A 17,232-nucleotide genomic window follows, 5' to 3' on the forward strand; every position below is an offset into this window, starting at 1 on the left:
TTCAGTCCTTGGTGACCCGGTTGATTTCTTCGAGACTGGTGATGCCTTGCATGGCCTTGATCAGGCCTGAGGTGCGCAGGTCATCGAAGCCGTCCTTGCGCATCTGGGTATCGATTTCCAGTGAGTTGCCTTCGGCCATGATCAGCCGTTGCAGGTCCGGGGTGTTTTTCACCACTTCATAAATCCCGACGCGTCCTTTGTAGCCGCCGTTGCATAGATCGCAACCGACCGGTTCGTAGAGGGTGAACGAGCCGATGCGTTCCGCGGGGAAGCCTTCCTTGATCAGCGCCTCACGCGGGACGTCGATGGGTTTACGGCAATGGGTGCACAGTTTGCGTGCCAGGCGTTGAGCGATGATCAGGCTGACGGAGGTAGCGATGTTGAACCCTTGAATGCCCATGTTGTGCAAACGGGTGAGGGTTTCTGCGGCGCTGTTGGTGTGCAATGTGGACAACACAAGGTGACCGGTCTGGGCGGCTTTGATCGCGATTTCGGCGGTTTCCAGGTCGCGGATCTCACCGACCATGATCACGTCCGGGTCCTGGCGCAAGAACGAGCGCAGCGCTTGGGCGAAATCCATGCCTTGACGCGCGTTGACGCTGACCTGGTTGACGCCCTCCATGTTGATTTCCACGGGGTCTTCGGCGGTCGAGATGTTGATGTCCACGGTGTTGAGAATGTTCAGCCCGGTATAGAGCGACACGGTTTTACCCGAACCGGTGGGACCGGTGACCAGAATCATGCCCTGTGGCTGCTTTAGCGCTGCCATGTACAGGTCTTTCTGTGCTGGCTCGTAGCCGAGTGCATCGATACCCATTTGCGCGCTGGACGGGTCGAGAATACGGATCACCACTTTCTCGCCCCACAACGTGGGCAAGGTATTGACCCGGAAGTCGATGGACTTGCTCTTAGACAAGCGCATTTTGATCCGCCCGTCCTGGGGACGGCGACGTTCGGAAATATCCAGGCTGGCCATGACTTTCAAGCGAGCGGCGATGCGGCCGGCCAATTGAATCGGCGGTTTGGCAACTTCACGCAACATACCGTCAGTGCGCATTCGCACACGGTAGGTTTTTTCATACGGTTCGAAGTGCAGGTCGGAAGAACCACTCCTGATCGCATCCAGCAACATCTTGTGGACGAAACGCACCACCGGCGCGTCATCGGCGTCTTGCCCGGGAATGGTGTCCTGGTTTTTGTCGTCCATCGAGTCGATATCAACGCCATCGAGGTCAACGTCCGCCATGTCCTCGAGGCCGGTGGTGTGGGTGTCGAAAAACTTTTCGATGGCATCGCTGAGTTTGTCGTCCTCCACCAGAATGGCTTCGGTAGTGAGCCCGGTGCTGAACTGGATGTCATTGATGGCTTGATGATTGGTCGGGTCGGAAACCCCGACAAACAGTTTGTTACCGCGACGCCACAAGGGCAGGGCGTGGTGCTGGCGCACCAGTTTTTCGCTGACCAGGCCGCGGGGTTGCGTTTCTTTATCGAGGCAGCTCAGGTCAAACAGCGCCATGCCGAAGTGTTCCGAGGCGATCTCGGCAACTTGCCGGCTCCTCACCTGTTTGTTTTGCACCAGGTAGCTGACCAGCGAGGTGCGGTTGCGTTGGGCTTGCTGATACGCCTGTTGCGCGCTTTTTTCAGTGAGCAGCTCGGCCAGGACCAATTGCTTGGCCAGACCGCTAAGGGCGATGTCATTCATTGGGATACCGGACGCAGACAGTTCATGACTTATAGCCTAGTCAACGGATTGAGCCAAACCAGCGGTGCTCAAGTGACAAAAAATGTCAGATAGTGCGTTTTTCGAGGGCTGGCGGATCCTGTGTTCGGTGTTCATCCCCTGTCAGCAGGGCTTTGGACGGTTGGCATGCACTGTGCTGTGGCTAATTCAGATCATGAGATTTCGACTCATGCATGGAGCCTGTCTATGAATACACAAAAAGGTTTTACCCTGATCGAGCTGCTGATCGTGGTGGCGATTATCGGGATTCTGGCGACGTTCGCGTTGCCGGCGTACTCGAAATACCAGGCGCGGGCGAAGGTGACAGCTGGGGTGGCTGAAGTTTCGGCGCTTAAAGTGAATTATGAAGACAAGATCAACTCGGGAACCGCTGCCCCAGCTGTTACTGACATTACTTCGAATGCCACCACGCAAAACTGCACAATTACCGTCTCGGCAAGCCCTAACAATGGCATCATCTGTACGCTTGTCGGTGCGCCCGCGCAGGTGTCCGCCGCGACTATTACCTTGACTCGTGATGCCACTGCGGGTTGGTCCTGCAAAACCAGCGCCGCCGCTGATTTCGCCCCGGCGGGTTGCCCTCATGGCTAATGCCGGCTAACTAATCAGTAGCAGAAGACCAAGCCCCGCTCTCAAGAAGCGGGGCTTTTTTTGGTGGATTGCTTGAGAGTTGGTGTGCTGGTTACGTAAAAGTAAAACTTTCGTGAATTCATGGCCTTAGGCCTGCGATAAAACCCGCAACTTGCATGTAGATAATTTCCAAGTCATGCAATTTGCATGAATCCGAAAATTAACATTTTTCATAACTTTATGATTTATAAGGATTTATTGCGCTCTCAAAAGTTGGCACAGCGTTCGCAATATATCTGGCAACCCTGCTGACAAGACACGCAGCAGACTTTCCAGAAAAACAGGAGTTACTCGTATGAAGAAGTTTGCCATTACCGCCGCTGCTGCTACCGCGCTGACCCTGACCATGGCCGGTGCTGCATTTGCACAGACTACCCAAACCACCCAAGCGCCAATGACTCTGGCTGCCGGTGAAATGACCAAGGCTAAAGAAACCACTTCCGATACCTGGATCACCACCAAAGTTAAAAGCGACCTGGTAACCGAAAAAGGCATTCCAGGTACCGACATCAAAGTTGAAACCAACAAAGGTGTTGTATCGCTGTCGTCGACTGTAGCGATCACCGAAGCTCAGAAAACCACCGCAGTCGCTATCACCAAGAAAATCAAAGGCGTTAAAGCGGTCTCCGCTGACGGCCTGAAAGCCGAGTAAGGCAAGACTTCTCGCCTGGACTGGGAGAAGGCGTGGCAGACGGGCTGAGCAATACGTCTGCCGCCTCTTAGGAGTTCATGCGAAGGCCACAAGGACGTGGCCATTACAGGCCCCGGACATTCGTGTCAGGGGCCTGTTCTATTGTGGGTGGCGAAAAAGCACTGAGGAATTTTGATTCGTTCAGTTACCGCGTTTGCTGGTGATTTGCACCAGCCGGTTGCCTTCGAAACGCAGGTACTGGTACATCCCTCCGTTGGGCCCGTAGGTCCATTCCTCGACCTGAAACTCCTCACGTCGGTTGGCGCTGCGTTTGTAACCCAACGGATCCCGAGCGGCAGGTTGCCCGCACTTCTGCAGGACCTCGCTTGAGCGGTCACCCACGCTGATCAGTTGACTGCCACAGCGTAAGGTGTCGGCAGCCGACGCATAACTGGCAGCCATCGCGACGGCCAGGCCTATCAGCAAGCGCTTGATCATCACTCGGCGTCCAAGTGCATTGGCGTGATCACTCGACCGTCACTTTCAGCTTCGCCGAGGTTGGCGTCGATGAAGTACACGCGGTCATCAGCCAACTGGCCCTTGTCGACCAGATAATCCTTGATGCTGCTGGCCCGATCCTGTCCGAGCTGACGTAGCAACACCTCGCTGCCGCTCCAGAACTTGATCACGTCGGCGCGCATTTTGGCGGTGCGCTCTTCCTTGCCCAGGTCCTTCCATTCGGCGGGTGGCTGGATTTTCAGGCGCGTGCGGTAAATCCCTTCCAGCAACGGGCCTTTTTCACCGTCCGGCACCTGCAGCAAGGACGCTTGAGCAGGCACTTTGTCACCGCGCCGCTGGAGCATTTTGAAGTAGTTGTATTGGTATTCCCGCTCCAGGCGTTGCTCGGCAATCAAGGGGCCGTCGCTGCTCGCCGCTGCAGTGCCTTCAATTTCCAGGCGCAATGCCGGACGTGCCTTGAGCGCCTGCGACAGTTTGATCAGCGAACCTTCGGCGTCTTTGTTCAAATCGCTTGAACCCGGTGCGAACGAAACAGTGCCCAAGTCTTCAGAGCCACCGCCGCTGATCAGCCCGCCAATCAATTTGAACGGCGCGGCGGCGGCTTTGACGATCAGGTTGCGCAGGGTTTGCCAGACAATCGGCATCACGCTGAACTGTGGGTTGTTCAGATCGCCGGTAACCGGCAGTTCGATGGAAATCTTGCCGTCGACGTCTTTCAACAAGGCGATAGCGAGTTTCAACGGCAGGCTTACCGCGTCGGGGCTGTCGACTTTTTCACCCAGTTGCAGCTGCTCGATCACCACTTTGTTTTCGGCTTTGAGCTGGCCTTTGGTGATCAGGTAATGCACGTCCAGGTTGAGTCGGCCCTTGCGGATACGGTATCCGGCGAATTTGCCGGAGTAGGGCGTCAGTGTCGTCAGCTCTACCCGTTTGAAACTGGTCGCAATGTCGAGGCTGGCCATTGGGTCGAAGGGGTTGACCGCACCTTTGATGGTGACAGGCGCATAGCGGTCGACCTTGCCTTTGATATCGACACTGGCCGGTTTCGCCTGACGGCTGTCGATGGTGCCGATTTGACCGTTGAGTTGTTGAATGGCCGTCGCGAAGTTCGGTGTCAGGCTGAAGTCAGCGAAGTTGGCCGAACCGTCATTGATGGCGACGCCGCCAATGTGGATGCCCATCGGTTTCTCTTTGCTGGCCGGTTTGCTCACAGCGGTCTTGGCGCCGTTGTCGGCGGGTTGCGCAATCAACAAGTCATCGATGTTGGTGGTGCGGTCATCGTTGATCATGAATCGGGCATACGGCTGGTAGAGGTTGACCTTGTCGATCGACAGGCTGTCGCCGTGCTGATAGTTGAGGCCTTCGAGCACCAGTTGTTGCCACTTGAGGAAGTCGCGGGTTTTAAGGGTGTCGAGGGTGTGCAACTGATCGATCTGCGCTTTGCCTGTCACGCTGAATGCCAGCGGTTCAGTGCTTTTGAGGTCGACTGCCAGGTCACTGCCGAGCATACCGCTGCGCAGTTCAAGGCGAATGAACGGGTTGATATACGACTGGGCGACACGCAGGTCGATGTCTTTGGTCTGCACCTTCAGCTTGGCGCTGACCGGCGCCAGATTGACCACGCCGTCTGCTGAAATCTTGCCTTGCTTGCCCACGCCGGTGTCGAGCTTGAGGTTGAAAGGCGAGCCATTGAGGCTGTCGAAGTTCTTTAAATCCAGGTTCAGCGGGCCGACGTCCAACGCTACCGGCGGTTGTGCCTTGCGATCGGCCAGGTGCACCTGGTAATCGCGCAGTTGCACGTCTTTGAGCAGCACTTGCCAAGGTTTGCCCGGTGCGGCCGGCGCTGCTTTGGGGGAGTCGGCTGCTGCCGGAGTGCTGGCAGGTTCGGCATCTGCCTTGGCTTTGGCTGCAGGTTTTGGCGGCTGGCTGGCGAACAGTTTTTGCCAGTCAAGTTGCCCATCCGCCTCCAGAGCGGCCCAGGTTTCCAGTTTGTTGCTACGAATTTTGCCGACCACCACTTGCTGCTTGGCCAGGTCTATCGTGGTTTCACTGACGTCCAGGCGTTCGAGTTTCGCCAAGGGCCGACCATCGGGCGCCTTGATCGCGAACGGCGCCACACTGACCGCAACGTTACTCAGCAACAACTCGGTTTCTTTGGCCAGGTTCAGCTTGTAGTCGGTGCTGAGGTTAAGCACGCCGTTTTCCAAGACCAGCGGCAGCGCATCCCGTACGTAAGGCCACCAGACTTTCATCTGGCCATCGGTGATTTTCAACTTACCTTCGGAGGCAATCGGGATCAGGCTGAAGTTGCCGGTCCAGTCGATTTGGCCGCCCGCGGGGCCGGCCGCAACCAGCGTCATGTCAGCGTTATCATCGGGTAGTGTGCTGAGGTTCTTCAGCTCGAAATCGAGTTTGTCGTAGAGGAACTCAATCGGCTCGCTCGGCCGTGCGTCCTGAAAGTGCACGTAACCGCCCGCCAGTTTGATGCGCTCAATGCGCAGCGGAAACGGTTTGGCGTTTGGATCGGCGGGCGTTGGTTCACTGGCGGGCAGTTTGAACAGGGCAAGCAGGTTGAGTTTTCCGTCCTTGGCGAAGAGGATCTCGGTCTTGGGTTTGTCCAGTTCGATATCGGACAGATGCAGTGCTTTTGTCCACAGGCTATCGATTTGCAGGTTGGCGTAAAGACGTTCGAACCCGACCTGTTCCTTGCCGGGATCGCCGACGATCAAGCCCCACAGCGTGACTTCAAGGCTGAACGGGTTGAGTTCGATCCTTTGAATGTGCGCGGGTACCGTCGCGTAATTGGCCAGTTGCTGGTTGGCAATTCGCAGTGCGATACCCGGTAAAACCAGAAACCCCAGCAGGCTGTAGAGCGCCAGAGCAGTCAACAAGGCGCCGATAGCGCGAATCAATCCTTTGGGCATGTGCGGCTTCATCTGTCTGTTCGGAGTGTCTTGGAGTATGGCACGCGAATTAGGTTGCGAAGTGTTCATGGTTTTCAGGATGACGCTGATGGTGCGGTTGTGCCGTTAAAGTTGCAGGATCAGTGTCTTCAACGGCGGCTGTTGATCCATCGATGGAAAGTCGCCGCCCGGCTTCATCACCGTCCATTCACGGACCGGCCGGCCGGCCTTTTCAGCGCAACGCAACACCTGCTCGCGCCAGTCGTCCATGCTGACTTTTGCCAGGTTGTTGCAGCAAATCAGCACGCCATTTTCGGCGGTGGCGAGCAATGCCGGTTTCAACAGGCTCTGATAATCGCGCAGCAAGTCGACGGTACCGAACGCGCTCTTGGCCCAGGCTGGCGGGTCCAGCAGCACGAGGTCGTACTGACGCTGATCCAGACGCGGATAGCTCGGCAGTTTTTGTCCACGACGCTGGCTGATAGGCAAACCGGCCAACTGACGGATCGCCGGGAAATAATCGGACTGGATGAACTGCATGGTCGGCAACTGCGGGTTGAGCAGACCATTCTCGCGGCCGACAGCCAGATTGCCTTCTGCGAAGTCCAGGTTGCACACCTCGCTCGCGCCACCGGCAGCGGCACTGAGGCCGACGCCACAGGTGTAGGCAAACAGGTTGAGCACGGTTTTGTTATGGCTGTGTTCCTTGACCCAGCCACGTGTGTTGCGCAAGTCGAGGAACAACAGCGGATCTTGCCCGGCGTGACGCCCGCGAACGCGGTAGTTGAGGCCCCATTCGTGGCCGACCAGATCTTGCAGCGCGGCCTCGTCGGCACGGTAAACCGTATCTTCGCGGTCAATGCGCGAGTTGCCACGGGCGCGGTCGTTATAAACCAGCAGGGTTTCAAGGCCCAAGTGTTGGTTAATGATGTCGTGCAGTTGCAGCAACACCTCGCGTTCCAGTGACTGGTGAAAGCTCTGTACCAGCAATTGCGGGCCATAGCGGTCGATGGTCAGGCCGCCGGCACCTTCCTGGCTGCCGTGGAACAGACGATAGCAATCGGTACCTTGCTGATGCAGTTCACCAAGAAGATCCTGGCGATGTTCAAGGGCGGCGCGCAGCGCCTGATTCAAGGAAGACATGCGAGGCGCCTTGCAGAAGGGAATTTTGCGCGGCAGTTTAACACTGTGTCGAGGCCTCAGGTCAGCAAGCCCATCCGCCGTTTGGCCCGCTGCACCGACCCATTGCGCACTGCCCAGCGCAGCATGGGCGCGCTGCGGTTGACGCTGGCGCGGATCATTTTGCGCTGCAGTACATTCTGGCGAACACCGAGCATGTCACTCGCCCAGTCTGGCAGCAGGTCGATACCGGCCTGCATCATCAAGCTCCCGAAAGGTTTGGCTAAACGACTGGGCGAGGGTGCGGCCAACAACAGTCGAAGCACTTCGCGGCTGCGCTGATCGCACAACAATTGTGGGCGAACCCGCTGCAGGTAATCAGCGATCTCCTGGCGCGAACGCGGAACGTCGCGGGCGCCCAAACGTTCGGCGACCACGGCGATTTCAGCGTAATAACGGTCCTGATCAGCCGGCGACAGGTCCGGATTGCGGTAGCGCAAGTGTGCGCCGAGGAAGTTACTGACCTCGGCCACATGCACCCAGGTCAGCAGATCGGGATCACTGGCGGCGTACGGACGGCCATCCGGCGCCGTGCCGGTGACTTGCAGGTGGATGGTGCGCACTTTTTCGATCAGCCACTCAGCGTCCTTGCGTGAGCCGAACGTAGTACCGGAAATGAATTGTCCGGTACGTCTTAACCGGCCGAGCATGTCTTCCCTGAAATTGGAGTGGTCCCACACGCCCGCCAGTGCCAGCGGATGCAGTGCTTGCAGCATCAAGGCGCTGATGCCGCCGATCAGCATGCTGCTGAAATCGCCATGAACTTGCCAGCTCACCGAGTCCGGGCCGAACAGGCCGGGGTCACCCTTGGGATTTTCCAGGTCGAGTTGGCCGAGCGACAAACCGGTCAGGCTCATGATTTGGGTTTCGATGCGGGTGCGGATGAATTCCATGGCAACTCGGTTGGAAAGGAAGGGCGCGGCCAGTGCTGGCCGCGCAAAAGTTACGGGTTCAGGCGCGTATCGATCAAGCCCTGAACCACACTCGGATCAGCCAGCGTCGAAGTGTCGCCCAAACTGTCCAGTTCGTTGCAGGCAATTTTGCGCAGGATGCGACGCATGATCTTGCCCGAACGGGTTTTCGGCAAGGCTGGCGCCCACTGAATCAAATCAGGTTTGGCGAAACTGCCGATTTCCTTGCTGACATGATCCAGCAGTTCTTTCTTCAATTGGTCGTTGGGCTCAGCGCCGTTCATGGGGGTGACGAAGGCATAAATACCCTGGCCTTTGACGTCGTGCGGATAACCGACCACCGCCGCTTCGGCAATGCTGTCGTGCAACACCAGGGCGCTTTCCACTTCGGCGGTGCCGATGCGATGCCCGGAAACGTTGATCACGTCGTCGATGCGCCCGGTGATCCAGTAGTCGCCATCTTCGTCGCGGCGAGCACCGTCGCCCGTGAAGTAGTAGCCGGGGTAAGGTTTGAAATAGGTGTCGACCATGCGCTGCGGGTCGCCGTAGACGCTGCGAATCTGTGCCGGCCAACTGGATTTGATCGCCAGCACGCCGCTGCCGGGCCCGGTGATTTCCTTGCCGGTTTCATCGAGCAGCACCGGTTGCACGCCGAACATCGGCTGCGTGGCGCAGCCGGGTTTGATCCGTTGGGCGCTGACCAGAGGGCTGAGCATGATGCCGCCGGTTTCGGTCTGCCACCACGTATCGACAATTGGGCAGCGCTGCTCGCCGACCGCGTTGAAGTACCAATCCCATGCTTCGGGGTTGATCGGCTCGCCGACACTGCCTAGCAGCCTCAGGCTGGCGCGGGACGTTTCTTTCAAAGGCTCGGGGCCTTCGCGCATCAAGGAGCGCAGGGCGGTCGGCGCGGTATAAAAGATGTTGACGTGGTGCTTGTCGATCACTTGCCAGAAGCGTGAGCTGTCGGGATAGCTCGGCACACCTTCGAAAATCAACGTGGTCGCCCCATTGGCCAGCGGGCCATAGACGATGTAACTGTGCCCGGTCACCCAGCCGACATCGGCGGTGCACCAAAACACTTCGCCATCGCGGTAATCGAGCACGTATTTGAAGGTCATCGCCGCTTGCAGCAGGTAACCGCCGGTGGTGTGCAATACGCCTTTGGGTTTACCGGTGCTGCCGGAAGTGTAGAGGATGAACAGCGGGTCTTCGGCGTCCATAGGCTCTGGTGGGCAATCGTCGCTCACATCACGCAGGGCCTGGTGATACCAGATGTCGCGGCCTTCAACCCAAGCCACTTCGCCTTGGGTACGCTGCACCACGATGACGGTGCTGACGTCCGGGCAACTGTGCAGTGCTTGGTCGACCTTTTGCTTGAGTGCCACGCACTTGCCGCCGCGTACGCCTTCATCGGCAGTGATCACGGTGCGACAGTCGGCGTCGAGAATTCGGTCGCGCACAGAGTCCGGCGAAAAACCGCCGAACACCACCGAGTGCACTGCGCCGATCCGCGTGCAGGCGAGCATTGCGTAAGCCGCTTCGGGAATCATCGGCATGTAAATACACACGCGGTCGCCTTTTTTTACACCACGGCTTTTGAGCACGTTGGCCAGGCGGCAGACATTGTCATGCAGTTTTTTGTAGGTGATCTGGGTGGAATCGGCGGGGTCGTCGCCTTCCCAAATAATCGCGACCTGATCGCCACGCGTTTCCAGATGACGGTCGATGCAGTTGTAGCTGACATTCAACTGGCTACCTGCGAACCAGGTGGCTTCACCGGTTTTCAGGTTATAGCGCTGGACGGTGTCCCACGGCTTGCTCCAGTCGAGAAAGCGCTGAGCCTGCTCGCCCCAGAATTCAGTGGGATGTTCGATGGACTGGCGATACAGGCGCTTGTAGTCGTCTTGACTCAAATTCGCAGCCCGGCGTACGGCATCGGCTTTGGGGAACGTGCTGATATCGAACATGACGGTTCCTTATTCTTGTTTTGGTAAACAAGTAATAAAGATGCGCCGAGTGCCCAATGGGTTCAAGTCATACACAAAGCAAAGTGGGAGCGGGCGTGCTCGCGAAAGCGGTGTGCCAGCCAACATCATAGTTGAATGAGCAACTGCATTCGCGAGCACGCCCGCTCCCACAATGGGTAGCGGGGTGACTAACAGTCAGCCGCGGTGACGGCCGCGGAAGTAGTTGATCAACCCTTGAGTCGACGCGTCGTCGGCCGGGGTTTCTTCGCTGCCGACCAAGCGGTTATAGACGCCTTTGCCAAGCTCTTTGCCCAACTCCACGCCCCATTGGTCGAAGGCATTGATGCCCCAGATAACGCTTTGCACGAAGACTTTGTGTTCGTACATCGCCACCAAGGCGCCCAGTCGACGCGGGCTGATGCGCTCGACCACCAAGGTATTGCTCGGACGGTTACCCGGGATCACCTTGTGCGGCGCAAGCTTGTGTACTTCTTCTTCGCTCATGCCCTTGTCGCGCAATTCGGCTTCGGCTTCAGCCAGGGTCTTGCCGAGCATCAACGCCTGACTTTGCGACAGGCAGTTGGCGTAAAGCCATTGATGGTGATCGGAAACCGGGTTGAAGCTGACAATCGGCACGATAAAGTCAGCCGGAATCAGCTGCGTGCCTTGGTGCAGCAACTGGTGATAGGCATGCTGACCGTTGCAACCCACGCCACCCCAAATCACGGGGCCAGTGTCGGTCGACACCGGAGTACCGTCCTGGCGCACGCTCTTGCCGTTGGATTCCATGTCCAACTGCTGCAAATGCTTGGTGATGTTGCGCAGGTAGTGGTCGTACGGCAGGATCGCGTGGCTCTGCGCACCCCAGAAGTTACCGTACCAGACGCCAAGCAATGCCAGCAGAACCGGCATGTTCTGTTCGAATGGCGCGCTCTGGAAGTGCTGGTCCATGGTGTAGGCGCCAGACAGCAGCTCCTTGAAGTTCGACATGCCAATGGCCAGTGCAATCGGCAAACCAATCGCCGACCACAGCGAGTAACGGCCGCCAACCCAATCCCACATCGGGAAGATGTTTTCTTCGCGGATACCGAACGCCACGGCCGCCGCATTGTTGCTGGAGACGGCAATGAAGTGGCGATACAGCTCGGCCTCGGAACCGCCCTGAGCCAGGTACCAGGCGCGTGCAGCCTGAGCATTTTTCAGCGTTTCGAGGGTGTTGAAGGATTTCGACGAAACAATAAACAGCGTGGTTTCGGCACGCAGCTTCATGGTCAGTTCGTGGAATTCACTGCCATCAATGTTCGCCAGGTAGTGGCAACGCACACCTTTCTGGGCGTAGGACAGCAGCGCTTCGGACACCAATTCTGGCCCGAGGAACGAGCCGCCGATGCCGATGTTCACCACGTCAGTGATCGGCTTCTCGGTGTAACCGCGCCACAAACCGTCGTGGATGCGGCCCACGAGGTCGGTGATCTGGTTCAGTACCTTGTGCACTTCCGGCATCACGTTGACGCCATTCACCGACAGTTTGTCACCTACCGGGCGGCGTAATGCGGTGTGCAGTGCTGGACGACCTTCGGAGGAGTTGACGATTTCGCCTTCGAACAACGCCTTGATTGCGCCTTGCAGGTCAACTTCGTTGGCCAGGCCCACCAGCAGGTCACGGGTCTGGGCGTTGATCAGGTTCTTCGAGTAGTCCAGAAACAGGCCGCAGCTGCTGAGGGTAAATTGGGTAAAGCGCTGCGGATCAGCATTAAAGGCTTCGCGCATGCTGAAATCCTGCATGGCTTGGCGGTGATCATTCAACGCTTGCCAAGCGGGCAGAGCGGTCACGTCTTGAGGAGTGCGGTAGTACGCCATCGCTGCGGGTTTCCTTTTACTGAGCGGCCTTTTGAACACTATAAATCCCGGAGCGCTGCGGGTGGGCGATCCGGTCAACTGCGTCGATGCGATTTCATGGCGCAGGGCGAATACAGTAAACCTCGCGCTGCGATCTGTCTTGACTTTGTCTGACCCGTTCCCGGTACTTTTTTATACATCAAAGCAGGGAACGGTCCGACAAACGGAAGGGATAATGCCTACAAGCGTGATCAGGCGACCTGGACGGGGATGGCGTTGCTGGTGTGACTCAATTCGTTGCCCGGCGCCATGTACAGCATGCGCGGCTTGAAATTGAGCAATTCGGCCTCGCTGTAGTGGGCGTAGGCACAAATGATGACGCGGTCGCCGACCTTGGCTTTGTGAGCTGCTGCGCCATTGACCGAAATCATGCGCGAGCCTTCCTCGCCGCGAATGGCGTAGGTCGTGAAGCGCTCACCGTTGTCGACGTTATAGATCTGGATTTGCTCGTATTCACGGATACCGGACAAATCCAGCCATTCGCCGTCGATGGCGCAAGAGCCTTCGTAATCGAGGACAGCGTGGGTGACTTCGGCGCGGTGCAGCTTGGCCTTCAGCATGATGGCGTGCATATTTTTATTTTTCCGGGTGTTTTGTATTTAAGGCTCAGGCAGGAGCGTCGAGGTTCAGGTGCAGGTTGTCGATCAACCGCGTAGTGCCCAGGAAAGCAGCCACCAGAATCACCAGGTCACGATCCTGCGCCGTCGCCAGGCGTAACGTCTGAGCGTGGCGGATTTCCAGATAATCGGGACGCAAACCGGCAGCCTCAAGTTGCTTGCTTTGCGCCTCGATCAACGCCGGGTACTCGCGCTCGCCTCGCTTGATCGCGTCGGCAATCTGGCTCAGCGTGCGATACACAACCGGCGCCACGGCGCGTTGTGCTTCGCTGAGAAAACCGTTGCGTGATGACAACGCCAAGCCGTCGGCGGCCCGCACGGTTGGCTCGCCAATGATCTGCACCGGCATGTTCAGGTCATGCACCAGGGATTTGATCACGGCCAATTGCTGGAAGTCTTTCTGGCCGAAAACCGCGAGGTCCGGCTGAACCATGTTGAACAGCTTGCTGACCACGGTGGCCACACCTTCGAAATGGCCCGGGCGACTGGCGCCGCACAGACCTTCGGAAAGATGAGGAACACTGACCAGCGTCTGATCAGCCATGCCGTCCGGGTACATTTCTTCGACAGAAGGCGCGAACAGCAGGTGGCAACCGGCCTGCAGCAGTTTTTCCTGGTCGGCGGCGAGGGTTCGCGGGTACTTGTCGAGGTCTTCACCGGCGCCAAACTGCAGCGGATTGACGAAAATACTCGCGACCACGAAGTCGGCCCGCTGCGAGGCTTTGGCGATCAGCGCGATATGGCCGCTGTGCAGGTTGCCCATGGTCGGCACGAAGCCGACACGTTTGCCTTCACTGCGGGCACGGGCTACGGCGGCCCGCAGCTCGCGTACGGTTTTTACGGTGTTCATGCAGAGAATCCGTGTTCGGTACCTGGGAAAGTCACCGCTTTGACTTCTGTGACATAGGCGCTCAGCGCTGCTTGAATGCTGGTTTGGCCATTCATGAAGTTCTTCACAAACTTGGGCACCCGGCCGGTAATCGACAGGCCTAGCATGTCGTGAACCACCAGTACCTGACCGTCGGTAGCACTGCCTGCGCCGATGCCAATGACTGGAATTCTCACGGCCTGGGTGATTTCTGCCGCAAGTTCGCTCGGCACGCACTCCAGCAACAACATCGAGGCGCCGGCCTGCTCGAGGGCAATTGCGTCTGCGCGCATCTGCCGTGCCTGGTTTTCATTGCGACCCTGAACTTTGTAACCGCCCAGAATGTTAACTGCCTGTGGGGTCAGGCCCATGTGTGCGCACACCGGAACGCCGCGTTCGGCCAGGAGCCGGATCGAGTCCGCCAGCCACAGTGCGCCTTCGACCTTGATCATGTGCGCGCCCGCTTGCATCAGGGTTGCGCTGTTGACCATGGTTTGATCGAGGGTGGCGTTTGCCATAAAGGGCAGGTCGGCGAGGATCAGCGCATCGCTGTTGCCGCGTTTGACGGCCGCCACGTGGTAAGCCATCTCGGCAGTGGTCACCGGCAGGGTGCTGTCGTGACCTTGCAACACCATGCCGAGGGAGTCGCCCACCAGCAGCACTTCGACGCCAGCCTCATTAGAGGCGTGGGCGAATGTTGCGTCATAGCAGGTCAGCATGGTGATTTTTTCACCTTTTTGCTTCAGACCTTGCAGGGTGGTCAGGGTGATGGCTGGCATGAAAAGTTCCTCATTCAGGCGCTATGGAAACTACTGCGAGTAACGCGCGTGATTCTTCGTTTAAATACAGGCGCACGGTCTTTTGTCGTGCTTTTAAGGCCTGGATTGCGCACTTCAACGCCGTGTTGGCGGCAACGGGACGCCTATAGTCGTGAGGAGAACTCGGGAAGTCAATTGTGTGTGTTACCGCATTGTTACGGCAGAGGTGTTACCGGGGTAACTGATGCGTTTCAGCAGGTTTTTGCTGATGCACCGTTTACGACGAGATTGGCGAGAGGCGTTCCAGCCCGACGAACGGGCAGGCTGCCAGCAGTTCGCTCAGGGTGCGGCCATCCGCCAGTCGCAAATCAGCGGGCGCCACTTCAGCGAGCGGATACAGGACAAAGGCGCGTTCCTGCAGATGGTAATGCGGGACTTTGAGGCGGGGTTCGTCGATCAGGCGATCACCGAACAGCACGATGTCCAGATCAAGCGTGCGAGGCCCCCAGCGTTCAAGGCGTTCGCGGCCCTGATCGTTCTCGATGGCTTGCAAGGCATCAAGCAAATCCAGCGGTTTCAGGGTGCTGGACAGCGCGGCTATCGCGTTGGTGTAGCGCGGTTGGCCGGGCAGCAGCGAGTCACTTTGATAGAAGGCCGAGACCGCCACCAGTTCTGTCTGCGGTAGCTGTGCCAGCGCCTGGACTGCGCTGCGCAATTGCTCGGCGGGGTCAGCCAGATTGCTGCCCATGCCGATGTAGATGCGTTCCATCAACTACTCGCCTGTAGCGCTCGGTGCCCCGGCAACGCGTTTGCGCTTGGCACCGCCACTGCGACGGCGTTTGCGGGGGGCGCCAGTGCCGTCGTCTTTGCCGCTGAGGTCACGAATCATGTCGCGGCGCTCGCTGTCGTTGGCGTCCTGATAATCCGTCCACCATTCGCCCAGGCCGTCGGTCTGCTCGCCCGCGCTTTCACGCAGCAGCAGGAAGTCGTAACCGGCGCGGAATCGTGGGTTGTCCAGCAACAGGTCGGCGCGCTTGCCGCTGCGACGTGGCAGGCGCTCCTGCATGTCCCAGATTTCGCGGATCGGCAGGGTGAAACGCTTTGGAATCGCGATGCGCTGGCACTGTTCGGCAATCAACTCATGCGCCGCTTCCTGCATCGCCGGAATCGGCGGCATGCCACGTTCTTGCAGGCGTAATACGCGGGCCGGCAGGGCAGGCCACAGCAGGGCAGCGAACAGGAACGCCGGCGTCACCGGTTTATTCTGCTTGATCCGCAGATCCGTATTGATCAGGGCTTCACTGATGAGCGTGTGGGTGTAAGTCGGGTTGTGTTCCAGTGCTTCGGCGCTGGCCGGGAACAGTGGATCGAACAACTGCAGGTCGACCAGCATCTCAAAGGTGTCGGCGGCGTGACCGGACAGGAACAGTTTGAGCACTTCTTCGAACAGGCGTGCCGATGGTATCTCGCGCAGCATTGGCGCCAGTTCGCGAATGGGCGCCGCGCTGTGTTTTTCGATGCCGAAATTGAGTTTTGCGGCGAAGCGCACGGCACGCAGCATGCGCACCGGGTCTTCCTGGTAGCGCTGCTTTGGATCGCCGATCAGGCGGATCAGATGATTACGGATGTCGTGGACGCCATTGGCGTAATCGAGAATGCGTTCGCTGACCGGGTCGTAATACAGGGCATTAATGGTGAAGTCGCGACGTTGCGCGTCTTCTTCCAAAGTGCCGTAAACGTTGTCACGCAAGATCCGGCCGCTTTCGTTACGGGAAGACTGGTTGCTGTCTTCTTCCTCGTCGTTTTGCGGATGATTGGCGCGAAAGGTCGCGACTTCGATGATTTCGCGACCAAAGTGGATATGCACCAGTTTGAAGCGACGACCGATGATGCGTGCGTTGCGAAATTCTGCACGGACCTGTTCAGGCGTGGCACTGGTAGCGACGTCGAAATCTTTGGGCGTGATGCCCAGCAGCATGTCACGCACGCAACCGCCGACCAGGTAAGCCTGATAGCCGGCGTTCTGCAGGCGTTCGACGATATTCACCGCGTAACGGCTGAATTGGCCCTTTTGCAGCGAGTGTTGGCCGCTGTTCAGGACTTCAGGCGTGCTGCGTATGTGTTGCGTATGACGCTTGGGAGAACGGAATGACTGGAACAACTTCTTCAGCATGGGATGCACTGTTTGAAGGAATATTCGGCCATAAATAAGAATGACCGCATGATGGGCGGGGATTCTAGCATTTAGTCGAGGGATGGTGTAGGAAGCTGCGCAAGCGCTTGAAGGGGATGTCCGTGGCCGGCTTAAACGCCGGAAACTACAAGGGGAGCCGAAGCTCCCCCAGAAGTAGTTGCATGCTCTATTTTTATTATTGGTTTCGGGCTTTTTGTTTTTGTTAAGTGCCCTCGCCATGAAGCTTTTCCTTCATGACCCTCCCAATCGGGAGCCAAGAGCAAACGGATTGCTTTGGTCGCTGTGCTGCAGTGATCTATCGATCCAACCAGTTCAGGCTCTGTCTTAGGACAGTTTTTGTTGTTCTCGGCCTGGTTGCGGGGCAAGCCCCAAATACAACGCCTCTCCAAAAGAATCAGTTAGCTGCGCCTCT

14 protein-coding genes are annotated in these 17,232 nt (G+C 57.9%); 2 read left to right on the forward strand and 12 right to left on the reverse strand.

The window, feature by feature from the left end:
• Position 1: 1 nt before the first annotated feature.
• Complete coding sequence (pilB, locus tag ACQR3R_RS27065) at positions 2–1,702, reverse strand: type IV-A pilus assembly ATPase PilB (protein WP_428277155.1); 1,701 nt, start codon at positions 1,700–1,702, stop codon at positions 2–4.
• A gap of 225 nt (positions 1,703–1,927) precedes the next feature.
• Here pilB and ACQR3R_RS27070 point away from each other — a divergent pair, with 225 nt between their 5' ends.
• Positions 1,928–2,332, forward strand: coding sequence for a pilin (locus tag ACQR3R_RS27070; RefSeq protein WP_428277157.1), 405 nt, complete (start codon positions 1,928–1,930; stop codon positions 2,330–2,332).
• A gap of 334 nt (positions 2,333–2,666) precedes the next feature.
• Positions 2,667–3,023: a BON domain-containing protein gene (locus ACQR3R_RS27075; RefSeq protein WP_428277159.1), complete on the forward strand. Its 357-nt coding sequence runs from the start codon at positions 2,667–2,669 to the stop codon at positions 3,021–3,023.
• Between the two features lie 180 nt (positions 3,024–3,203).
• Here ACQR3R_RS27075 and ACQR3R_RS27080 read toward each other — a convergent pair whose 3' ends face one another.
• The 11 genes from ACQR3R_RS27080 to ACQR3R_RS27130 all read right to left on the reverse strand — a co-directional run bounded on the left by ACQR3R_RS27080 (position 3,204) and on the right by ACQR3R_RS27130 (position 16,799).
• Positions 3,204–3,500, reverse strand: a complete 297-nt coding sequence (locus ACQR3R_RS27080; RefSeq protein ID WP_428277161.1) for a DUF2845 domain-containing protein — start codon at positions 3,498–3,500, stop codon at positions 3,204–3,206.
• Positions 3,500–6,445 carry a DUF748 domain-containing protein gene (locus ACQR3R_RS27085; RefSeq protein ID WP_428277163.1) on the reverse strand — a complete coding sequence of 982 codons (2,946 nt, stop codon included), beginning with the start codon at positions 6,443–6,445 and terminating at the stop codon, positions 3,500–3,502. Before ACQR3R_RS27085 ends, ACQR3R_RS27080 begins: the two co-directional genes overlap by 1 nt.
• Positions 6,446–6,550: 105 nt before the next feature.
• Positions 6,551–7,567 carry a class I SAM-dependent methyltransferase gene (locus ACQR3R_RS27090; RefSeq protein WP_428277165.1) on the reverse strand — a complete coding sequence of 339 codons (1,017 nt, stop codon included), beginning with the start codon at positions 7,565–7,567 and terminating at the stop codon, positions 6,551–6,553.
• 56 nt (positions 7,568–7,623) lie between these two features.
• The gene (locus tag ACQR3R_RS27095; RefSeq protein WP_428277167.1) at positions 7,624–8,496 is read right to left on the reverse strand and encodes an oxygenase MpaB family protein; all 873 of its coding nucleotides are present in this window, start codon (positions 8,494–8,496) and stop codon (positions 7,624–7,626) included.
• Positions 8,497–8,546: 50 nt separating this feature from the next.
• Complete coding sequence (acs, locus tag ACQR3R_RS27100; RefSeq protein ID WP_428277169.1) at positions 8,547–10,484, reverse strand: acetate--CoA ligase; 1,938 nt, start codon at positions 10,482–10,484, stop codon at positions 8,547–8,549.
• A 195-nt stretch (positions 10,485–10,679) separates the two neighbouring features.
• Positions 10,680–12,344: a glucose-6-phosphate isomerase gene (gene pgi / locus ACQR3R_RS27105; protein WP_428277171.1), complete on the reverse strand. Its 1,665-nt coding sequence runs from the start codon at positions 12,342–12,344 to the stop codon at positions 10,680–10,682.
• A 230-nt stretch (positions 12,345–12,574) separates the two neighbouring features.
• Entirely contained in the window at positions 12,575–12,955 is a 381-nt protein-coding gene (gene panD / locus ACQR3R_RS27110) for an aspartate 1-decarboxylase (protein ID WP_003228271.1), read from the reverse strand.
• Positions 12,956–12,989: 34 nt separating this feature from the next.
• The gene (gene panC, locus ACQR3R_RS27115) at positions 12,990–13,850 is read right to left on the reverse strand and encodes a pantoate--beta-alanine ligase (RefSeq protein WP_428277174.1); all 861 of its coding nucleotides are present in this window, start codon (positions 13,848–13,850) and stop codon (positions 12,990–12,992) included.
• Entirely contained in the window at positions 13,847–14,647 is an 801-nt protein-coding gene (gene panB / locus ACQR3R_RS27120) for a 3-methyl-2-oxobutanoate hydroxymethyltransferase (protein ID WP_428277176.1), read from the reverse strand. Before panB ends, panC begins: the two co-directional genes overlap by 4 nt.
• Before the next feature lie 256 nt (positions 14,648–14,903).
• The gene (folK, locus tag ACQR3R_RS27125) at positions 14,904–15,395 is read right to left on the reverse strand and encodes a 2-amino-4-hydroxy-6-hydroxymethyldihydropteridine diphosphokinase (RefSeq protein WP_428277178.1); all 492 of its coding nucleotides are present in this window, start codon (positions 15,393–15,395) and stop codon (positions 14,904–14,906) included.
• A gap of 3 nt (positions 15,396–15,398) precedes the next feature.
• A complete protein-coding gene (locus tag ACQR3R_RS27130; RefSeq protein ID WP_428277180.1) occupies positions 15,399–16,799 on the reverse strand; it encodes a polynucleotide adenylyltransferase PcnB in 1,401 nt (466 codons plus the stop codon).
• Positions 16,800–17,232 lie beyond the last annotated feature (433 nt).

It is taken from the genome of Gordonia sp. IEGM753 (assembly GCF_050321825.1).
GTDB lineage: Bacteria > Pseudomonadota > Gammaproteobacteria > Pseudomonadales > Pseudomonadaceae > Aquipseudomonas.